This is a genomic window from Chroococcidiopsis cubana SAG 39.79 (assembly GCF_003991895.1).
Classification (GTDB): Bacteria; Cyanobacteriota; Cyanobacteriia; order Cyanobacteriales; family Chroococcidiopsidaceae; genus Chroococcidiopsis; species Chroococcidiopsis thermalis.
In genome coordinates, this window is the sequence record NZ_RSCK01000098.1 from 1 (window position 1) to 17,429 (window position 17,429).

General features: G+C 44.3%; 12 protein-coding genes and 4 pseudogenes. 7 read left to right on the forward strand and 9 right to left on the reverse strand.

Annotated features, from left to right (window positions below; translation table 11 throughout):
- The first annotated feature begins 183 nt into the window (after window positions 1-183).
- Entirely contained in the window at window positions 184-1,524 is a 1,341-nt protein-coding gene (locus DSM107010_RS31035; protein WP_127024765.1) for a TRAP transporter large permease, read from the forward strand.
- Here DSM107010_RS31035 and DSM107010_RS31040 read toward each other — a convergent pair.
- From DSM107010_RS31040 to DSM107010_RS38910, 4 genes and pseudogenes are all read right to left on the reverse strand, one after another.
- Window positions 1,519-2,634: a TRAP transporter substrate-binding protein gene (locus DSM107010_RS31040; RefSeq protein WP_127024768.1), complete on the reverse strand. Its 1,116-nt coding sequence runs from the start codon at window positions 2,632-2,634 to the stop codon at window positions 1,519-1,521. The two genes, DSM107010_RS31035 and DSM107010_RS31040, sit on opposite strands and share 6 nt — an antisense overlap.
- Before the next feature lie 409 nt (window positions 2,635-3,043).
- The gene (locus DSM107010_RS31045) at window positions 3,044-5,137 is read right to left on the reverse strand and encodes a glycoside hydrolase family 32 protein (protein WP_106169866.1); all 2,094 of its coding nucleotides are present in this window, start codon (window positions 5,135-5,137) and stop codon (window positions 3,044-3,046) included.
- 650 nt (window positions 5,138-5,787) lie between these two features.
- Window positions 5,788-6,115: pseudogene (locus tag DSM107010_RS41640) on the reverse strand (transposase); the annotation flags it as partial.
- A 380-nt stretch (window positions 6,116-6,495) separates the two neighbouring features.
- Complete coding sequence (locus tag DSM107010_RS38910; RefSeq protein ID WP_158631909.1) at window positions 6,496-6,636, reverse strand: hypothetical protein; 141 nt, start codon at window positions 6,634-6,636, stop codon at window positions 6,496-6,498.
- 694 nt (window positions 6,637-7,330) lie between these two features.
- Between DSM107010_RS38910 and cysK the strand changes: the two genes are divergently transcribed.
- The gene (gene cysK, locus DSM107010_RS31060; protein WP_106169344.1) at window positions 7,331-8,320 is read left to right on the forward strand and encodes a cysteine synthase A; all 990 of its coding nucleotides are present in this window, start codon (window positions 7,331-7,333) and stop codon (window positions 8,318-8,320) included.
- A gap of 10 nt (window positions 8,321-8,330) precedes the next feature.
- Here the strand turns inward: cysK and DSM107010_RS31065 are convergent.
- A pseudogene (locus DSM107010_RS31065) lies at window positions 8,331-9,390 on the reverse strand (IS630 family transposase).
- A gap of 89 nt (window positions 9,391-9,479) precedes the next feature.
- Between DSM107010_RS31065 and DSM107010_RS40280 the strand changes: the two are divergent.
- The 3 genes and pseudogenes from DSM107010_RS40280 to DSM107010_RS31075 all read left to right on the forward strand — a co-directional run bounded on the left by DSM107010_RS40280 (window position 9,480) and on the right by DSM107010_RS31075 (window position 11,830).
- Window positions 9,480-10,022 (forward strand): helix-turn-helix domain-containing protein, encoded by a 543-nt coding sequence (locus DSM107010_RS40280; protein ID WP_199755855.1) that lies wholly within the window; start codon window positions 9,480-9,482, stop codon window positions 10,020-10,022.
- Window positions 9,979-10,374: a transposase family protein gene (locus DSM107010_RS40285; RefSeq protein WP_199755856.1), complete on the forward strand. Its 396-nt coding sequence runs from the start codon at window positions 9,979-9,981 to the stop codon at window positions 10,372-10,374. The genes DSM107010_RS40280 and DSM107010_RS40285 overlap by 44 nt, the downstream gene beginning before the upstream one ends.
- 150 nt (window positions 10,375-10,524) lie before the next feature.
- Window positions 10,525-11,830 (forward strand): annotated as a pseudogene (locus tag DSM107010_RS31075) (IS701 family transposase).
- Between the two features lie 34 nt (window positions 11,831-11,864).
- On the opposite strand, the gene DSM107010_RS31080 reads toward DSM107010_RS31075, so the two are convergent.
- The 4 genes and pseudogenes from DSM107010_RS31080 to DSM107010_RS31100 form a co-directional block, all read right to left on the reverse strand.
- Entirely contained in the window at window positions 11,865-12,338 is a 474-nt protein-coding gene (locus tag DSM107010_RS31080) for a hypothetical protein (protein WP_127024774.1), read from the reverse strand.
- 71 nt (window positions 12,339-12,409) lie between these two features.
- On the reverse strand, window positions 12,410-14,116 hold the full coding sequence (locus DSM107010_RS31085) for an IS1182 family transposase (protein WP_479684199.1): 1,707 nt from the start codon (window positions 14,114-14,116) through the stop codon (window positions 12,410-12,412).
- A gap of 92 nt (window positions 14,117-14,208) precedes the next feature.
- A pseudogene (locus DSM107010_RS43270) lies at window positions 14,209-14,482 on the reverse strand (TRAP transporter small permease subunit); the annotation flags it as partial.
- A 436-nt stretch (window positions 14,483-14,918) separates the two neighbouring features.
- A complete protein-coding gene (locus tag DSM107010_RS31100) occupies window positions 14,919-15,281 on the reverse strand; it encodes a hypothetical protein (RefSeq protein WP_127024780.1) in 363 nt (120 codons plus the stop codon).
- A gap of 217 nt (window positions 15,282-15,498) precedes the next feature.
- Between DSM107010_RS31100 and DSM107010_RS31105 the strand changes: the two genes are divergently transcribed.
- Complete coding sequence (locus DSM107010_RS31105; protein WP_127024782.1) at window positions 15,499-15,987, forward strand: hypothetical protein; 489 nt, start codon at window positions 15,499-15,501, stop codon at window positions 15,985-15,987.
- 211 nt (window positions 15,988-16,198) lie between these two features.
- On the forward strand, window positions 16,199-17,035 hold the full coding sequence (locus tag DSM107010_RS31110) for a DUF5995 family protein (RefSeq protein ID WP_106170984.1): 837 nt from the start codon (window positions 16,199-16,201) through the stop codon (window positions 17,033-17,035).
- The last annotated feature ends 394 nt before the right edge of the window (window positions 17,036-17,429 follow it).

Below are 17,429 nucleotides of genomic sequence, written 5' to 3' on the forward strand. Positions count from 1 at the left end.
CCGCTCTGCTATTTCCAGAATTTTTAGCCCAAAGCGCTTCTTAGTATTTCATTATGCTTTTATTAGAGGCGTTTGCCCTGCTTACCGCTTGAGTAAGTTGCTGGAGTTTGAGATCGCGTACAAGCATTTCAATTTGTTCTCTGAATTAGCACTGCAAATTACTACCTTTTGAGCAGATAAACTATGGACTTTGAATGGTTGGCGATCGCCATGTTCGTTGGCTTCTTTTTCATCTTAATTAGCGGCTATCCGGTGGCGTTTTCTTTTGCGGGAACGGCGCTCGTCTTTGGGTTGCTCGGCTGGCTGGTTGGCGCATTCGATCCTAGTCGGCTGTTACTATTACCAAACATTTGGTTTGGCACGATGTCCAACTTTACGCTATTGGCAATTCCCTTTTTTGTCTTTTTAGGAGCCGTATTAGAAAAATCGGGATTGGCAGAAGAACTGTTAGAAACGATCGGGATTTTGCTCGGTCCGTTGCGCGGTGGAGTGGCACTAGCGGTAATTGTTGTCGGTACAGTCTTAGCGGCAGCGACAGGCGTTGTGGCGGCGACAACGATCGTGATGGGGATGCTATCTTTGCCTGTGATGTTGCGCTACGGCTATGACAAGCAACTAGCAGCAGGCGTAATCGTCGCATCAGGAACTTTAGCGCAATTGATTCCTCCCAGTCTAGTGCTGCTGGTTTTAAGCGATCGCTTAGGAGTATCGGTAGGAGATCTATTTTTGGGAGCGTTGATTCCAGGACTGATGCTATCAGCAGCTTATGCCTTGTATGTATTGGTTCTGGCGTTTTTCAAACCGAGTCTAGCTCCGGCTCTGCCATTGAAAGATCGGCAATTTACTGGACTGGCACTGGCGAGGCGGGCGATCGCAGTCATCGTTCCTCCCTCAGTGCTGATTTTCGCCGTGCTAGGCAGTATTTTCTTTGGCATTGCGACACCCACCGAAGCAGGTACAGTTGGAGCTGTAGGCGCTTGCGTGTTAGCAGCATTCAATCGAAAATTAAACTGGAAGCTGATTCAATCGGCGAGTCATTCAACAGCCGTCGTGACAACGGTTGTGATAATGATTTTGTTTTGCTCGTCGTTTTTTAGTGTTGTTTTTGATGGTTTGGGAGGCAAAACCTTAATTACAGAACTGCTGGTGAATTTACCAGGTGGTAAAATTGCTTTTCTGATTGTCAGTAATATTGTGATTTTTATTCTAGGCGTGTTTCTAGAATTTATCGAAATTTGTTTTATCGCCATGCCGCTGCTAGTACCCGCCGCACAACACTTAGGAATCGATCTGGTGTGGTTTGGGGTGGTGATGGCGATTAATTTGCAAACCGCCTTTATTTCGCCGCCTGTGGGATTTTCTCTGTTCTATTTGCAGAGTGTTGCGCCGCCATCAGTGCGGACGATTGATATTCACAAAAGTGCGATTCCTTTTATGCTGCTGCAAGTTGCAGTCTTGCTGTTGGTAATGGCGTTTCCGCAGACGGTACGCTGGTTAGTTGAGTCGGCACAGCCTGTTCTATAATTTGAGGTTGCGATAGCTGTAGCGGGCGAAACTGCCTTCGTTGATATTGTTCCAGGCATAGATGCGATCGCGGAACTGTTTCCAGTCGGCAAAAATGCTCTTAAAGTCAGCATCTTTGGCAGCAAATTCATCAAACAACTCAAACGATGCTTTTTCTGCTGCTGCCAAAATCTCATTGCTATACGATTTTAGTTGCACGCCACCTTGCAGGAGCCGCCCAATTGCTTCATTATTGCGAGCATCATAACGAGCTAACATAATCGTGTTCGCTTCAAAGGCTGCGGTTTGAATCGCTTCTTGATATTCAACTGGCAGCTTCTTCCACTGATTCAAATTGATTTGTACCTCTAGCGTCGGTCCTGGTTCCCACCAGCCAGGATAGTAATAGTATTTAGCGATTTTTTGCAGTCCTAACTTTTCGTCGTCATAAGGACCAACCCACTCAGCAGCATCGAGCGCCCCAGTTTGCAGAGCTTGGAAAATCTCGCCACCTGCTAAGTTCTGCACGGTCACGCCGAGTTTGCCCATAACCTGCCCGCCCAGTCCAGGAATACGCATCTTCAATCCCTGCAAATCGCTCAGTTGCGAGATTTCTTGGCGAAACCAACCGCCCATCTGCGTTCCCGTGTTACCTGCTGGAAACTGAATCACGCTAAACTTGCGGGCATACAGATCTTGCAGTTTTTGCAATCCACCGGCTTCATATAACCAAGCGTTTTGTTGTTGGGCGTTCAAACCGAAGGGTAAAGCTGTACCAAAAGCGGTTGCAGGGCTTTTACCGACATAGTAATAAGCAGCCGTATGGCCGCAAGGCACGGCACCTTGGGAAACTACATTCAGTACTTCCAGTGGCGGTGCTAATTCACCCGCAGCACGCGGCGTAATCTTAAACTTACCGCCTGTGAGTGCAGCGACGCGATCGGCAAATATTTTAGCACCGCCAAAGATAGTATCGAGAGCTTCGGGCCAACTGGTCGCCATCTGCCAGTTGAGAGTGGGCAAGTAAGTTACATTCGATCCAGACGCACCCGCCGTCGAGCGACAAGCAGCTAAGGCTGCACTCATGCCAGCACTGGCGATCGCGGTTTGCAAAAATTGTTGACGTTTCATGCTTGACTCCTAAGCTTTTGCTGTACTTGCGAGGTTGCAAGATTGTTCTAGTTTGGTGCTGCTTCTAACTAGACTGATCGCGCGATCGGTTGCTAAATAACGTGCAGAAAACGAAGTACTGTTAGACAGTAATCTCATTGCTTTATTAACCAATTAATAATCAATTGTCCATAAGATTGCGTCCGTTCTTCATGAAAAGGAGACATTAACAACCGACGCTCTAATGATGGTAAGAACCTCTAACTTACATTTTGTACCAAGAAAGTTTGATGCACTTTTATTACGCAGTATCATCTCAAGTTCTTGATTTAACGATAAAAGTCAATTAAATTGAGGTAGCCTTATCGCGTATCCTTTTATATTGCCTGGGTTTGTACCCAGAGGTGCAAGATGCGATTATATGAAATCATCAATCATCACTGAACGGGTATATAACCAAGCGCACTATTTTTGCATCTCCTCCTATTGCATAAATCTTGAACTCTTTATCGGATGAATTAGGAAAGAATAAACTGCTTAATACTGCTCGTCCATCGCCTGCAAACACTTCTACCGAACTTCGATCCACGAGAATCCGAAGTTTTAAGATACTATTATTCGTGCCACGTGCTACAACAGGCACCTGAGCGGTCTGCAATCTTTTACTGAGTTGAGTATTCCTGAACCCCGATACGAGTCGCTGAGTTGTTGACGCTGCAAGCGGAAGAGAGCCAGACAACCATTGACCGATAAACCCAGACTCTGGTTGGGTTAGTTCTGAAGTCGATCCACCAGCTTCAGAAGCAGAGCGCGTTAGTGATAGCTTTCCCTTGTTAGAACCAGTCCGTCGCCATGCCAACACCATTCCTTGCCCTGTATTACCCGATCGCAGATGAATCTTTACTTCAGAGTTCACTTTGGACAAACCAGCCACATCAATTACCAGGTCAGCATCGAATGCAGTGGAACGAAAATTCTGCAGCTCCCTCGGTGTCTTGTTGGTAAGCAGTTTATCCTGCAACCGAGTCACACGCCCGATAGCAGAATTTCTCAGAACCGCTAGCTCTGGAACCGGAGTTTGAGTCAGCCAATATGTGCCATCATCTCTTATCAGACCCAGGTCTCGCGGAATACTCAATTGCCCTCGCCAGGGTGTTGTTGGAACTTGGTGGGCGTAACGCCAATTATTTTGCCAACCAGCAAGGATTCGTCGTCCTGGAGTGCCAGACCAGGTTTGAGGCGCAAAAAAATCAGACCCAAAATCTAAAGGTCGAGGCTGTGACTCTGGCTTGAACTGCTTACCATCAAATTCGCCGACTATATAGAAGCTACGTGAGCTAAACTTTCTTGACTTTTCACATTCCTGTTTGGGTTTGGGGTCAGCAAGCGGCATTCCAGTACTGTCTCGAAATCCCTGACATCCCGTGGGCGGAGTAAACCCTTCGCTGTAAGTCAGTACCCACTTGGTCTGACTAGTCTTTAAATTACTGACAGGTAACTCAATTAAATCTGGAGTTTCGACAAAAGGACCATCAGTGGTGAGGCTGCTATAGAGCGAGATAGAGGAGAGGAGCTTCCATTGTCTCAGATTCGCAGACTCGTAAAGCTCGACTTTAGCTCCAACCGCCAATACCATAATCCAGCGCTCTTTATAGGGAAATACTTTCGGATCTCGAAAATCTGGCTTAGAAGGTGTCAAGTTAGGCAACACGCTCTCCGGCGCTTTAAAGGATTCGCCTCCGTCGCAGCTAGCTGCAAGCCACTGATCCTGGAGTGCGATGATAGGAGTATTCTTCGTGAATATCGAAGTAACACAAAGCTTTGAGCAGTCGCAGGGTGGCTGTTTTGCTGCCTCACCACTAACGACCACTGCCGATCCCGAGAAGGGAGACCATACTTGATTTTGATCGTCACTACTGCCAAGAAGATCCATCGGCGGATTGAACATGGTGTCTCTACGCTGCGACCAGTGAACCAGATCTTTGCTAACCGCATGTCCCCAATTTAGTTGACCTTCATTATCCCGCGAGAACGGAACTGCCTGATAATAGAGACGGTACGTTCCGTTTACGTAGACAAGACCGTTCGGATCGTTCATCCATCCCCATGACGGGGCAAAATGAAACAAAGGTTTCCAGGAACTATTGGGATATTCCTGCACCTTCAGCCGAACTGTTTCAGAACCTCCCTTGGAGTAATAAAGGTTTGGGGCTATTTTAAGCGTCAGGTTAAAATCTCGATCTTTAGGAACATCAAGAGGAACAGCAACTTCCAGTACAACCTGCCCTTTTGCTCTGCCCTGTTCAAGTCCTTTCTTACTGAGAAGCCTGACACCAATTCGCGCATCTGAGGAAGCGACCGAAGTCGCAAAATCCATCCCATCTCCTATCACAGCAATCCGACGTGTTTCACCCTGATGAACACTACCTCCTCCAACAACCTTTTCGATCGCAGACCGAGCAGGAGTGGGAGAAATCAACACAGCCATGCTCGCATAGAGTACAGAAACAGTACAGATCTTCATTGCTCTTCTCCAAAGCGCTCATCGATAGCAAAGTATTAAAGGGACGCGGCGATGCTGATACACCATGCATCGCCAATAATCTTCAGGGATGGTACTCTAGACAAGGCGATCTGGAACTGCCTGCCAAGCACATTTGCGTGCATTACAGGTTAATCTCTCATCTTGCACCAACTTATGTTGATGTCCAGCTCATAACGTTTAGCTATAGGTTGCTGTAATCCCTCAACGGTTAGGTTTTCAACCTTGGTGCACTGTCTGAGTCTAACATAAAAATAGAGCGATCGCTAACCTGTAGTTGTATCAGTTGGTCGGGTGTAGCAATAAATTGCTGCGTGTCATTCGTAAAAATGCGCTTTCTGTGCTTGAGGATTAATGATGAATAAAACAACAGGGTGACTTCCCGTTACAGGAGTGTTTAAAATAACTCCATAGGGTTGTGCAGCAGCATTTATAATATAGTTTTTATTCCCTGAAGCACTTACTCTTTCCAAGCTTAACTTTATCCATTACTTCCAGAAAATGAAAGCAGCAAGTAATTTGAGTTTACTAACAATGCGATTCTACAAAAGATTGGCGAGCTTTTATAGATTTAATTGGTTCTGTTGCAAAAACATTTTAAGGACAAAAGATCCATTCCATTCAATACGGATTTTTCTATGTCCCGAATCGTCCACAATTAAGGTAAACCCAGAAGCAATTTTTGTCTGACGACAGCTTGCCATTACTTGCAAACGACGCTCATTTATCTACTCTACTGACCAAGGAGACGAGGTTAAAAAATGATGTAATTTGTGGTAAGTTACTCTAATCGCGTTAGAAGACATCTGAAATATGTTTTTTCGTTAGCTTTCCCCCAATAAACCTGCCAAATAGTTCCTAAACTCTCTCATGCAGGGCAAATCGTGTAAATACATCATCGAAGCGACAACACCATCGGTCGAAGCAAGGGGGCATCGCTGCGGGAGTCGTTTCTCTCATCAGGTTTTTCTAATGTAAAACATTCTCTATGCCTACATCTTAGCTCATTCTTCCTTGCTTTTTTGTTTAAGCCCCGTTAGTCAAACAAAGCTCCATTGAGGAAAAATAAGGCGGCGATCGCGACGGTTGTATTGCTCAGACACAAAACGTTTGAAGCTGTCTGCCAAGATCGGTTTGACTTATCTCGCCGTTAAAGCGATGACTTAATTGCTGCTACCTCTGTGGTGGACAACTGACAACAAGTAGGAATGGATCGTTCCCAAAATCGATCAAACGAGTAAAATCAGTTGAATAAAGATCGGATTTCTATTCAGCAACGCCTCTTCTGAGAAGATTTTATCTGGTGGATCAATTTTTGTCAGATCGTAATCGCCAGTTGACTAAGAACGAGATGGGCGATCGACGAACAAACCAGAATCTAATCTTGCAGGTAAAAAATTAAGTGTTCTAGCACGCGATCGCAAACCAAATTCTACTAAGTTTTTAAGTGCTATGTAATTCGAGCAGGTTTTGAGACTCAAATCTCTACCAATTCCCGCGCAATTCCCGCAACAGATGCAAACCGTAAAATCAAGGGTAGCACTGACATTCGCGCATTGCAAATTGGTGTCGATGCGAGCGGAGATGGTTCTGTCGATAATTCAGCGACAGCTTTAAACTTGAATGTATCTGTATTTACATTTCTTCATTAAAGAATATGCTAGAAATGAAGCGAACAATTTCATCCCCTTAGGTCGAAGAAGTCCCGGATTTTTTAACGGGTTTCGTTGCTAAAGTTAAAACTATTATGCTTTGCAATAACGAAGTATTGGGATGATTCATTTATTAAGAGTTTTCCGCTCAAAATGTGAACTTGTAAGTTTACACTTGCTCTTACAGGTATTTGGATAGCAATAACTTTAAAACGCTTTTGCGGTTCAAGCATATTATTGGGCAATTTTGAAGAAATCTATCAAGTTGATAGATTAATTTATTTTTCGTTAAAGTGGAAGTCTCCCATGTCCCTACAATTGGGCAATCCAGTACCAAACTTCACTTAAGCAATGACCAACTTGCAGTTACCAGAGCCGCAAAAGATGATGGAAGCAATTCCAGCTAAAGAGTATTGCGGTAACATAGCTTCTCTACAAATACTAACTTCTCGTACTCAACATTGAAGCAGCTGGAAATTTAACAACTCATATTTCGTTTGACAATTAATAATCAATTAAAGCCATGCGGATCGCCAAAGACATTACAGAATTAATCGGTCGTACTCCCTTAGTGCAACTGAACAACATTCCGCAAGCCGAGGGGTGTGTAGCGCAAATTGTGGTAAAATTGGAGAACATGAACCCTTCTGCCTCAGTCAAAGATCGAATTAGTGTCAGCATGATTGATGCGGCAGAGCAAGAAGGTCTAATTAGTCCAGAAAAGACGACTTTAGTCGAACCGACTTCCGGAAATACTGGAATTGCTTTGGCAATGGCAGCAGCTGCGAAAGGATATCGGTTGATCTTGACGATGCCAGATACAATGAGCATTGAAAGACGGTCGATGTTGCGGGCTTATGGAGCCGAACTCGAACTTACGCCAGGATTTGAAGGTATGAACGGTGCAATCCATCGAGCGCTGACAATAGTTGATACAACACCCCATTCTTATATGCTGCAACAGTTTCGTAACCCAGCTAACACACAGATTCATAAAGAGACAACAGCAGAGGAAATCTGGTCAGATACAGATGGGCAAGTAGATATGGTGGTGGCTGGAATCGGCACTGGTGGGACGATTACTGGTGTAGCAGAGGTAATTAAAGCACGCAAACCAAGTTTTCAAGCGATCGCGGTTGAACCTGCTAATAGCCCAGTTTTATCAGGGGGACAACCAGGAGCGCACAAAATTCAGGGTATTGGTGCTGGGTTTATTCCTCAAGTCCTTAGAGTTGAATTGATCGATGAAGTCATTGCTGTGACCGATGAGGAAGCGATCGCTTACGGTCGGCGGTTGGCAAAAGAAGAAGGTCTACTCTCTGGTATCTCCTCTGGTGCAGCATTATGTGCAGCAATCCGCGTCGCTCAGCGATCGCAGAACAAAGGAAAATTGATTGTCATGATTCAGCCCAGCTTTGGCGAACGCTACTTGAGTACGCCATTGTTTCAAGATTTAGAGCCACGAGTACCTAGCTCGGCTGACATTCTTATTGCTAATATCAAATCCGGTTGATTGCCCATAATTAGTTGACTGCCTCCGTCCACCAGTGATAACTTGTCAACCCTTGGATGAGCTGGCGTTGGTTAAGTAAGACTTGACAGCGATGAGAGGTGACAGCTTCTAGCTCGTCTAATGGGGTAAAGCTACGATTAGCAATCGCCTCATTAGTTAATGTCCAGAGTCGCTCGGATGGTTGCAATTCTGGAGATTTGGGCGGTAAAAATAACAAGTGGATACCGTCAGGAATACGACTCGATCGCTGAGATGGAAAGAGGCACAGGTCAACGACAAGGATGACGCGCTTACGCTTGCCTAAACCAAAGTGGCGTGCAAAGTCTGCCAATAGGCGACTGAAAACTCTCCAGTTGAGTAAAGGTACAATCCACCAATTGGTTTCACCAGAACAGGGATGAACAAAGCCAACTAACCACAGCCACTCAAAGCGCCAGTTAACTTGAGCAACTGGTTGTTCACCTACTGGAACCCAAACCATTCGATTGACTGGATGTAAACCAATACGGTGTTCATCTTCTGCCCAGACTTCAACCGTAGCATCAGGATAGGAAGACCGCACTTGCTCTAAGGTCTGCGCCATTTTTTTTTCCATTGTTGTTGCTCATGCACGTTCGCTTCCTCATGTTCTGGACGAGGACGGCGGCGCATCTCCGATGCCCGTAAGTATTCCCATCCTCGTTGGGGATGAATTGGTTGTTCTAAAATCTGACTCATCCAAGCCGCCACCTTTGGTCCATCCCACAGATCTCCATCAGAAGAGCGGTTGCTGCAACAGTTGCCATAGTTGTGCTTGTTGCAGGTCGTTCAGTAGTGGTTTTGCATCTGGATTGTCATGCCGCTTATCACAAGCGGGCATCTGTTCCTAAGCGGTTGTAGCCCCACACTAGCTCGTAAATCCAACTGCGACTGTATCCAGTTATTTGTGCCACTTCGCTACTGCGTTTGCCTTGAGCTAGCAACCAAATAATTTGGTAATGACTGCGTTCTACCCCATCGCTTGAGGCGCGATAACGCTGCTCTAGTTCTTCTATACTTAGGTGTGGCTGAATCTGGAGCTGTCTTGGCATTGCTAGCTTCCTACTCCCTCTTCTTATTATGGTTCTTTAGACCTGTCGGGAAATAGAGGAGAATAGAGGGCAGTGACGGGAAAATGACGATGCTGGACATCCAACGGGTGCTGAACCAAGATCGATTGCTGCGAGCTTTGACCGGACTGAACCGGAAAGCGTTTGATGAGCTACTCGACAGCTTTAGCCTACTGTATGAGCAAAGCCGCCAGAGTCAACCGCGTCAACGAGCGGTGGGTGGAGGGCGAAAAGCTCGTCTACTCAGTACTCAAGAGAAGCTGTTCTTCATTTTGTTCTACTTCAAGTGTTACCCTACCTTCGATTTAGCGGGAATTATTTTTGATTTGCATCGCTCTCAAGCGCACGAGTGGATGCATCGACTCCAGCCAATTTTGGAGCAAACATTAGGTAAGCAACTGGCACTACCAGAGCGCAAACTCACCAGTGTGGAGGAATTTGTGGTCCGCTTTCCTGAAGTAGAACGGGTGATGATTGATGGTACAGAACATCCCATCCAACGACCTAAAGACCCCCAGCAGCAGCAACGGAACTATTCTGGCAAGAAACGGCGGCATACGCGCTTTTCCCTTGGCAGCAGTAGACCAAGGCAAGCGAGTGCTGGTATTGAGTAAGGCACGGGAGGGAAAGTTGCACGATAAAAAGTTTTACGATGATGAGGACATTGCAGGCAGTGTGCCAGATGAGATTCCGATTGAACTGGATTTGGGATTTCTCGGAGTCGATAAGCAATATGACAATATCCATATCCCGCATCGAAAGCCCAAAGGAGGGGAATTGACCACGGAACAAAAAGCAGACAATCGCGTGTTAAGTCAGTCTCGTGTGGTGTGTGAGAATGCCTTTGCAGGCGTGAAACGCTATGGGGCTGTAAGTGCGGTTTATCGGAATCGGATTGAGGATTTTGACGACCGTTTGATGCTCACGGCGGCTGGACTATGGAACTTCTACTTGATGGCAGCATGAAAATGCCATCGAAACCCAGATGTTTGGACTTTCGGTCCTCTCCCTGAATTATTTCCCGACAACTCTATTAACCGGATTTGATATTATCCCTGTTTTATCACTCTGGAAGTAATATAATAAGACACAAACGCCCAAACAAAGACAGAAAGTATGGTAGAGCCGCGTCCACCCGCAGCAACAGTAAAATTTGTAGACGAATACTGTCAATGGTATGAAAAGCTGTTTCCAGAGGTGAGGAGCTTTGAAGCTTTTAAGTACCTGCATGTGGGAATGATATCGGAGATAAAAAGGAAAAGCTTGCCTGCGATAGCAAGAATTGTGGGGTTAGAGAACCACCAACCATTACATCATTTTTTAACCCATTCACCTTGGAAAACACAAGAGATAAGAACTCGAAGATTAGAGTTAATCTTACAGGTGTTAAACGGAAGACCAATCGTGTTGATTGTTGACGAAACGGGAGACAAGAAAAAAGGAACATCAACGGATTATGTAAAGCGGCAGTATATTGGAAACTTGGGAAAAACCGAGAATGGAATTGTGGTGGTAACAGTGTATGGTGTGTTTTGTGGAATGACATTTCCGTTACTGTTTGAAGTGTATAAACCCAAAGAGAGACTAAAAGCAGAAGATAAATATCGGACGAAGCCAGAAATAGCAGCAATATTGCTCAGACAACTAGAGTCAATGGGTTTTAAGTTCAACTTGGTACTGGCAGATAGCTTATATGGTGAGAGTAGTACAAATTTCATATCTGTATTAGATGAACTCAGCTTAAACTATATTGTTGCCATTCGCTCAAATCATCGCATAGAGCTACTTCCAAGACAACGAGTTCAATATTTAAAATGGCATAAGTTTCAAAGGGTATTTTCTGACCTCACTACAGAAAATCGGTTTATCAGAGAAATTATTCCAGGCAAACGTGGAGAAATTAGATATTGGCAGATTACTACAGATGTCGAGCAATTGCCTGAAAACTCTACTTGGTACGTTATGAGTAAATATCCAGATATTACCCCAAGAGAAGTTGGTAACTTCTACGGGTTAAGAAGTTGGGTTGAATACGGATTAAAACAAAGTAAGAATGAGTTAGGATGGGCTGATTTTCGGATGACCAACTATGACCAGATTGAGCGGTGGTGGGAAATAATTTGTAGTGCTTACCTGATGGTTAGTTTACATTCGGAACAAATGGGCTTTTCTCCACCACAATCTGGAGCTAAGTTGACTTCACATCCGTGGTGGGATGATGGGAATGGCTGGAAAAACATTCTTAATAATCTTCGGTTAATTCTTCAACCTTTTACTTTATTTAACCTGATATATCCCTGGCTAACAGTTTTTTCTATTCCTCAATTATCTAGTGGTTTTTCTCAACTCCAATAAGAGTGTTTATAAGCTTACAGGTTCAGTTCCTATCTTCCTAACTAACCCTGATTTCGGGTGCGAGTAGCAATGGATACTGTTGGCGAAGTCGAAAAAAGCTGTCATCTGGGCGGTTCAATAAGCGCGATGAAGCGATTGAGAGCTTTTTGAGCAGCTTTATATCCAGGGGCTTGCTTACCTAACTTGAGGTCAAGCAAAACACGATCGCGTTTTGCCTCAAGGTCTGGGATCTGGGGGAGCACAATTGTCGCCCGCTCCACTCGCTGTACGTTTTCTTGACTCAGGTCGTGTATCTCCGCTTTGAGTCGCTCTATTTCCTTATCCTGCCAAGTATTACATGGCAGCTCTTTGACCTCGTTCCGTGTAATACTCGGCAGAACTTCTTCTTTCTGCTGTGTAATACTTGAGCGGTTCTGCTCCCTAACAATCTGCTCTAAATAGTCAGCTCTAGTTACGCCTGAGCATTCAGCAGCAATGCCCAATACCTTCCAGGTTCGATCGGTTAGTCTCAAAGAGCGGACCTTACGGTAATCTTCGTTTTTGAGCGCGAACTTCCCCTGGACATCACGTTTCATAGCCATTTTCCATGTATTACACCGTAATTTTAGTCTCTTAGATGAAAAACGGTCAACCGTGTATTACCAGGTTAAGGATGATTCAGATGCGCTTGGGAGCCAGAATCTTCACGAAGAAAGCTTCCAGTTGGAGCTAGGGCAGCAAATCGTGAGGTTCTGGTTTTTGCATGGGGAATACCGCGCAACCAGGCAACCACGCGAACTAGATCAATTGCTACAGCCGTCATAATGTGCTGTAATCGGGCTTTTGCCAAGCCAATGTAACGTGCTCGCCGCAGACCAAAGGACCGAATCCCTTGTGATATAGTCCCTTCAACTCCAGCCCGTCGGTTGTAGCGTTGTTTCCATTCCGCCGTCTGTTGTTGCTGTCGAATCGATTGAATAGCTTGATGTTCAGCCTGGGGGCGCAATCTAATGAATCGTGAATCGGTTTTTGAGCCAGTGCATAAAGACCGAGAATTACAGACTCGGCAGACTGGGCGAGAAAACTTGACGTTAATTCCAGCATTACCCCACTTATCGTCACTGGGAGTCCAAGTGGTACTTGTTTGACCTTGAGGACAGGTAACTGTGTGCGCATCCCAGTTGACGATAAATTGACTATTGTCGTATCCACCAGAAATTTTAGCCTGCCAACTTGTATTCGGACGTACAGGACCAATGAGATCTACTCCATGCTCGACTTTACTACTAATCAGCAGCTCTCCATCAACATAACCAGCATCTACAATATGCTCTGTTGGCAGCAATGCTTTAGCGGAAAGTGCTTCATGAATAGGCTCTGTCTGCTCCACATCGGAAAGATGGGCATGGGTTGTCTCCACATTAGTAATTAGATGAACCTCGTCAACATCACATGTTTCAGTAATGTGCACTTTATAGCCCGTCCAAGTGGTAGAGCGCTTGTTGCCATAACGGGCATCAGGGTCGTAGGGGGAGTCAAAGCGGTTGCCTGCTGGTGGTAAGTCTGCTTTCTCCCGCCAGCACACTTGACCATTATCCATATAATATTGATGCACCCACGTTTGCCGGAGAATCTCCACAACGGGTATTTGCCGTAGCCATTGAGGTGTTGTTTCATCATCGTAAATAGCTATCAACAGATGCATTCCATCACAGCCAATAGTTTGGGCGTACTCCTTGCGTGCCGCAATGCCTTTGGGCAAACGATACTCGTCTACTGCATGCCCATAGCGGTCAAACCACTCCTGTGGAACCCAGGAACACAACCAGTCGGCAGCAACGGTAGCCAAAGTGTTAAGTGCAGCACGCAGGGTCTCGCCTACGCTTTCAAGTCGGTTCAGGGTGCGGATGCTCGCCAGCACATGTGTTGAGTCGGTGCGCTGTTTCCCTCTTGCTTTCAGCCAACCCCGCTCCTTGAACTGCTTGAGCAGCGTATCCAATAACTGTTGCTCGCTACCTCCGGCAATTAACCGCGCTCGAAACTCGCACAGTACACTAAAATCAAACCCAGGGTCAGTCAACTCTAAAGCTAAGACATATTTCCAATCGATTCGACTGCGGACTGCCTCTGCTGCTTGCCGATCTGACAGTTCCTCCATAAATTGCATCACACAGATTAGCACTAAGCGCCAAGGACTAAAAGCTGGTTGCCCATGCGTGGGAAACAATGTTTCAAAATCTCGATCGTTATAGAGAGTTCCTATTTCGTCGCGCATGGTGATGTAGAGATTACCTTTGGGAAAGGCAGCGCGAGCGACACGCACCGTTTGTTCTGGAACAGGGCTAATGGTTTGAGGTTGAAGCACTTCGACGATTCCTCCAGCTGCTTCCCCAATCGATGGGGGTTAATGCTAGCACCTTAGTATTTTCCCATGCCTGCCCTTTTTTGACTTCGCCAACAGTATCAGTTTGTATACAGAAAATCAACTCGAACATTTGCGCCTTGTTTTAGAATGTAGGCAAAGCCGAAAAAAAACATGAATGAAAACAAATACCATTGCAGTTCGAGCGGTGCGTTTGAGGAAAGTTTAAGTCCAATTTATCCGTCCGAGATAACGGGCAGTGACGTTGTAGAACCCAACTGCGATCGTCAGGACGACCATCCAACTGCTTAATCTACCAATCGTAATCGTATTACTGACTCTATCGATGGCTTGAGAGAGCTTGAGGAGAGCGCGAATATGGGAAGTTTAAAAAGGATACGCAAAACTGAGTACTCTCACAGAATCAACAAGTTCTGCAATCGTCATTTCTGACAGCATATAAATTAAATATTTGAGTGAGTCAGGAACTAAATTATTATGTTCAACTATAACGCGAAACTTCTGACTTTCTAGAAGCGATTTAATTTGATTTATTCTGTCTTTTATGTCTTGAATCTCAAGCACTATTTGTTTAATTTTAGACCGATCGTCTTGCTCGATACCTCGCAAAACTTCATATTCTTCTCCTTCTACCTCATTTTCATTAAATCTATATATAGATTCAATTGCTAATACATTCTAAAGAAGGAATCTTTTCAGCTTCAGCGTATCCACATTCTCCCAAATATGTTCTATAGTCCTGTTCTCGACTGAAATTATAAGGACGAATATTAGAAAGACGAAGGACGACTTGCTAGTAATGGAAAGTGCCAGACTTTTTTCGCACTAATAATTGAAGAAGAGGCCAAGCCTCAGCGTATCCATATTCTTCCATGTATCTTCTATATTCTTCCACGTATGTTTTATATATTTCCATGTATGTTCTACTATATTCTTCCCGATCAAAATCATAAGGACGACCAAGGAAGACTTGCCAGTAATGGAAAGTATCAGACATTTTTCGCACTAATGGAAGATCCCAAGCTTGTGTAACTTCTGTGCAATAGTAGTAGCTTCCACAAGTCCATCTTATGTGACAACCATTATTAGAAGAATATTCAGATGGACAATCAAGTATTCCTAAAAGACATTCATCTATATTTCTATTGGCAATCATGTTACTATTCTCTTGCTCCTATATACAGCTAAGACAGTAATTAGTAATTATAGAATAACAAATGCGCTCCGAGAATAAGAAGTGCATAAAAATTTCAAATAAGATAATTTAAACTCAGCAAAGTTTGTGAAATAATTAAAAATCGTGACTCAAATCTTCAAAGTAGCTGCCTAAATCAATCTCAAAGCCAAGATTTTATCTCACTTCAATTTTTTCTATGACATATCCACTGTCGCTGGATGTAGAACAGCTTATGAGGATCGTACAAAGAACTCGAAGTTTGTTGATACTTCGATTCAAACCTTTTGATGTTTGGATATTAACGAGTATTATCGTTACTACGGGATTTTTTATCATATTAATAGAACCAAAGTTTTCACTACTCGGGGCTATATTTATTGCTCTTGCTTATTTTTGGCTGCTAAAAGCTCCAAGCGTAACTTGCTCATTGAATAAAACCGAGGGTACGCTGACTTTAAAGCGCCAAAGCTTGTTTGGTACAAACATTGTTGAGTATCATTTAAGAGAAATTAGAGATGTTCGGGTTGAAAAACGTATAGCAAGCGTAAAGTGGGATGCGGCTTATCGAGCTAGTATTGTATTTGGATCGGGTAATTGTCTACCGATAACTTCTTATTACAGTTCTGGTAGAACTAGCGTACAAAAAACAGTGTCATGCATCAAAGATTTTCTCAATCTTGATTAATCATCTGCGATGTTTCAGGAGCTACAAAACAATTCTTATTCTGCAGTTGAGTTATAGAATGTCTTTTAGAGCTAAACGCGATCGCCTTGGAATCCCTTGTAAAGGAAACAATGACAAAAATTTTAGCGATCGAAGTAGTACTTACACACTCTGACTCTGCTCGGTGTAAATTAATTTGATTTGACGATAAAACACTCTTAACAGCAAGTAGATGAAAAAACTTTCTTTATTTTTAGTAGTTGCTTTACTCTGGCTCTCCCCTGGAGGATTGACTTGGGCATTAGCCCAAGAACTTACATCTAAGAAAGTCTGCAAATTAGGCAAGCCCCAGTGCGTTACTCTCGTCATTCAAGAGATGGAGCGTCGCTACGAACCATTAGCAAAACAATGCGACCATGATGCTGTATTTGCACTCAATTATTTGCGGACTACAGAAGTATTTCAACAAACACTAGGTAAGGTGAACTATAACAATCCTACTGCTGTAATTCGGGAGGATGCACTGTTTGCCGAGTATTACTTTCGGGCTTACGATGCTTACCATAAGGGTGAAGGCAACGTTCCCCCAGTTTGGCAAATAACCTTCGATGCCGCACAAAACCGCTCGGTTTCAGGGTCAGGTAACTTAGCTTTAGGTATTAACGCTCACATTCAGCGGGATTTGCCATTTGTACTCTACGAGCTCTATCTCAAGGGTCGTCCGGTGAGTTATGAAGACCATACCCGCGTCAACGACTTCCTACAACAAGTAAATCCCCTCAAGGAGTTAACAGGAAAATTCGATCCGACAATAGACGACCAAGATGTACCTGGTGATGAGGACGATCGCCAGCGGTTTAAAACTATAGTGCTGTGGCGTGAAGGGGCATTTCGGAATTACGAGCGCTTGCGAAATGCGAGTACAGAAGCGGAGCGGATGCAGATAGCAAAAGAAATTGAAGAATTTGCTGCTGGAAATGCACAATTTCTGCAACAGTCATTCAGTTATCCACCTGGTACTGATAGTTCCGAACGGGATATCTATTGTCAAGAGCAACAAAGGCGTTAAGTCTAGATCTTCTCGCCGTAAACTCGATTATTCAATTGCTGCTGTCGTGGTAGGAAATTTGCAACAAACAGGAACGAGCGTTCTCAAAATAAATGGGAACGCTCCGTTCTCAAAATTAATAGAAGACCGAGGTGCAGACAATGCTCTAAAAGCTCTAAGCAAGCATAGCACTCTAACTTCTTTTGGGGGAGCGGATTTGTTGTCTTGGCTAGAGAACCACTTCAAAGTTTACGAATAGGAAAGCAAATCTTAGAAACAGTAGTTATCAAATTTTCTCTAGTACAAGCACCTGATTAGCCTTTAGCAAACAGCTATTACTTGTATAGCAATCCTAAATAGGATGTATGGTTATCCATACATAAATGCCTTGTCAAAAGTAAAGTATTGCTGATGG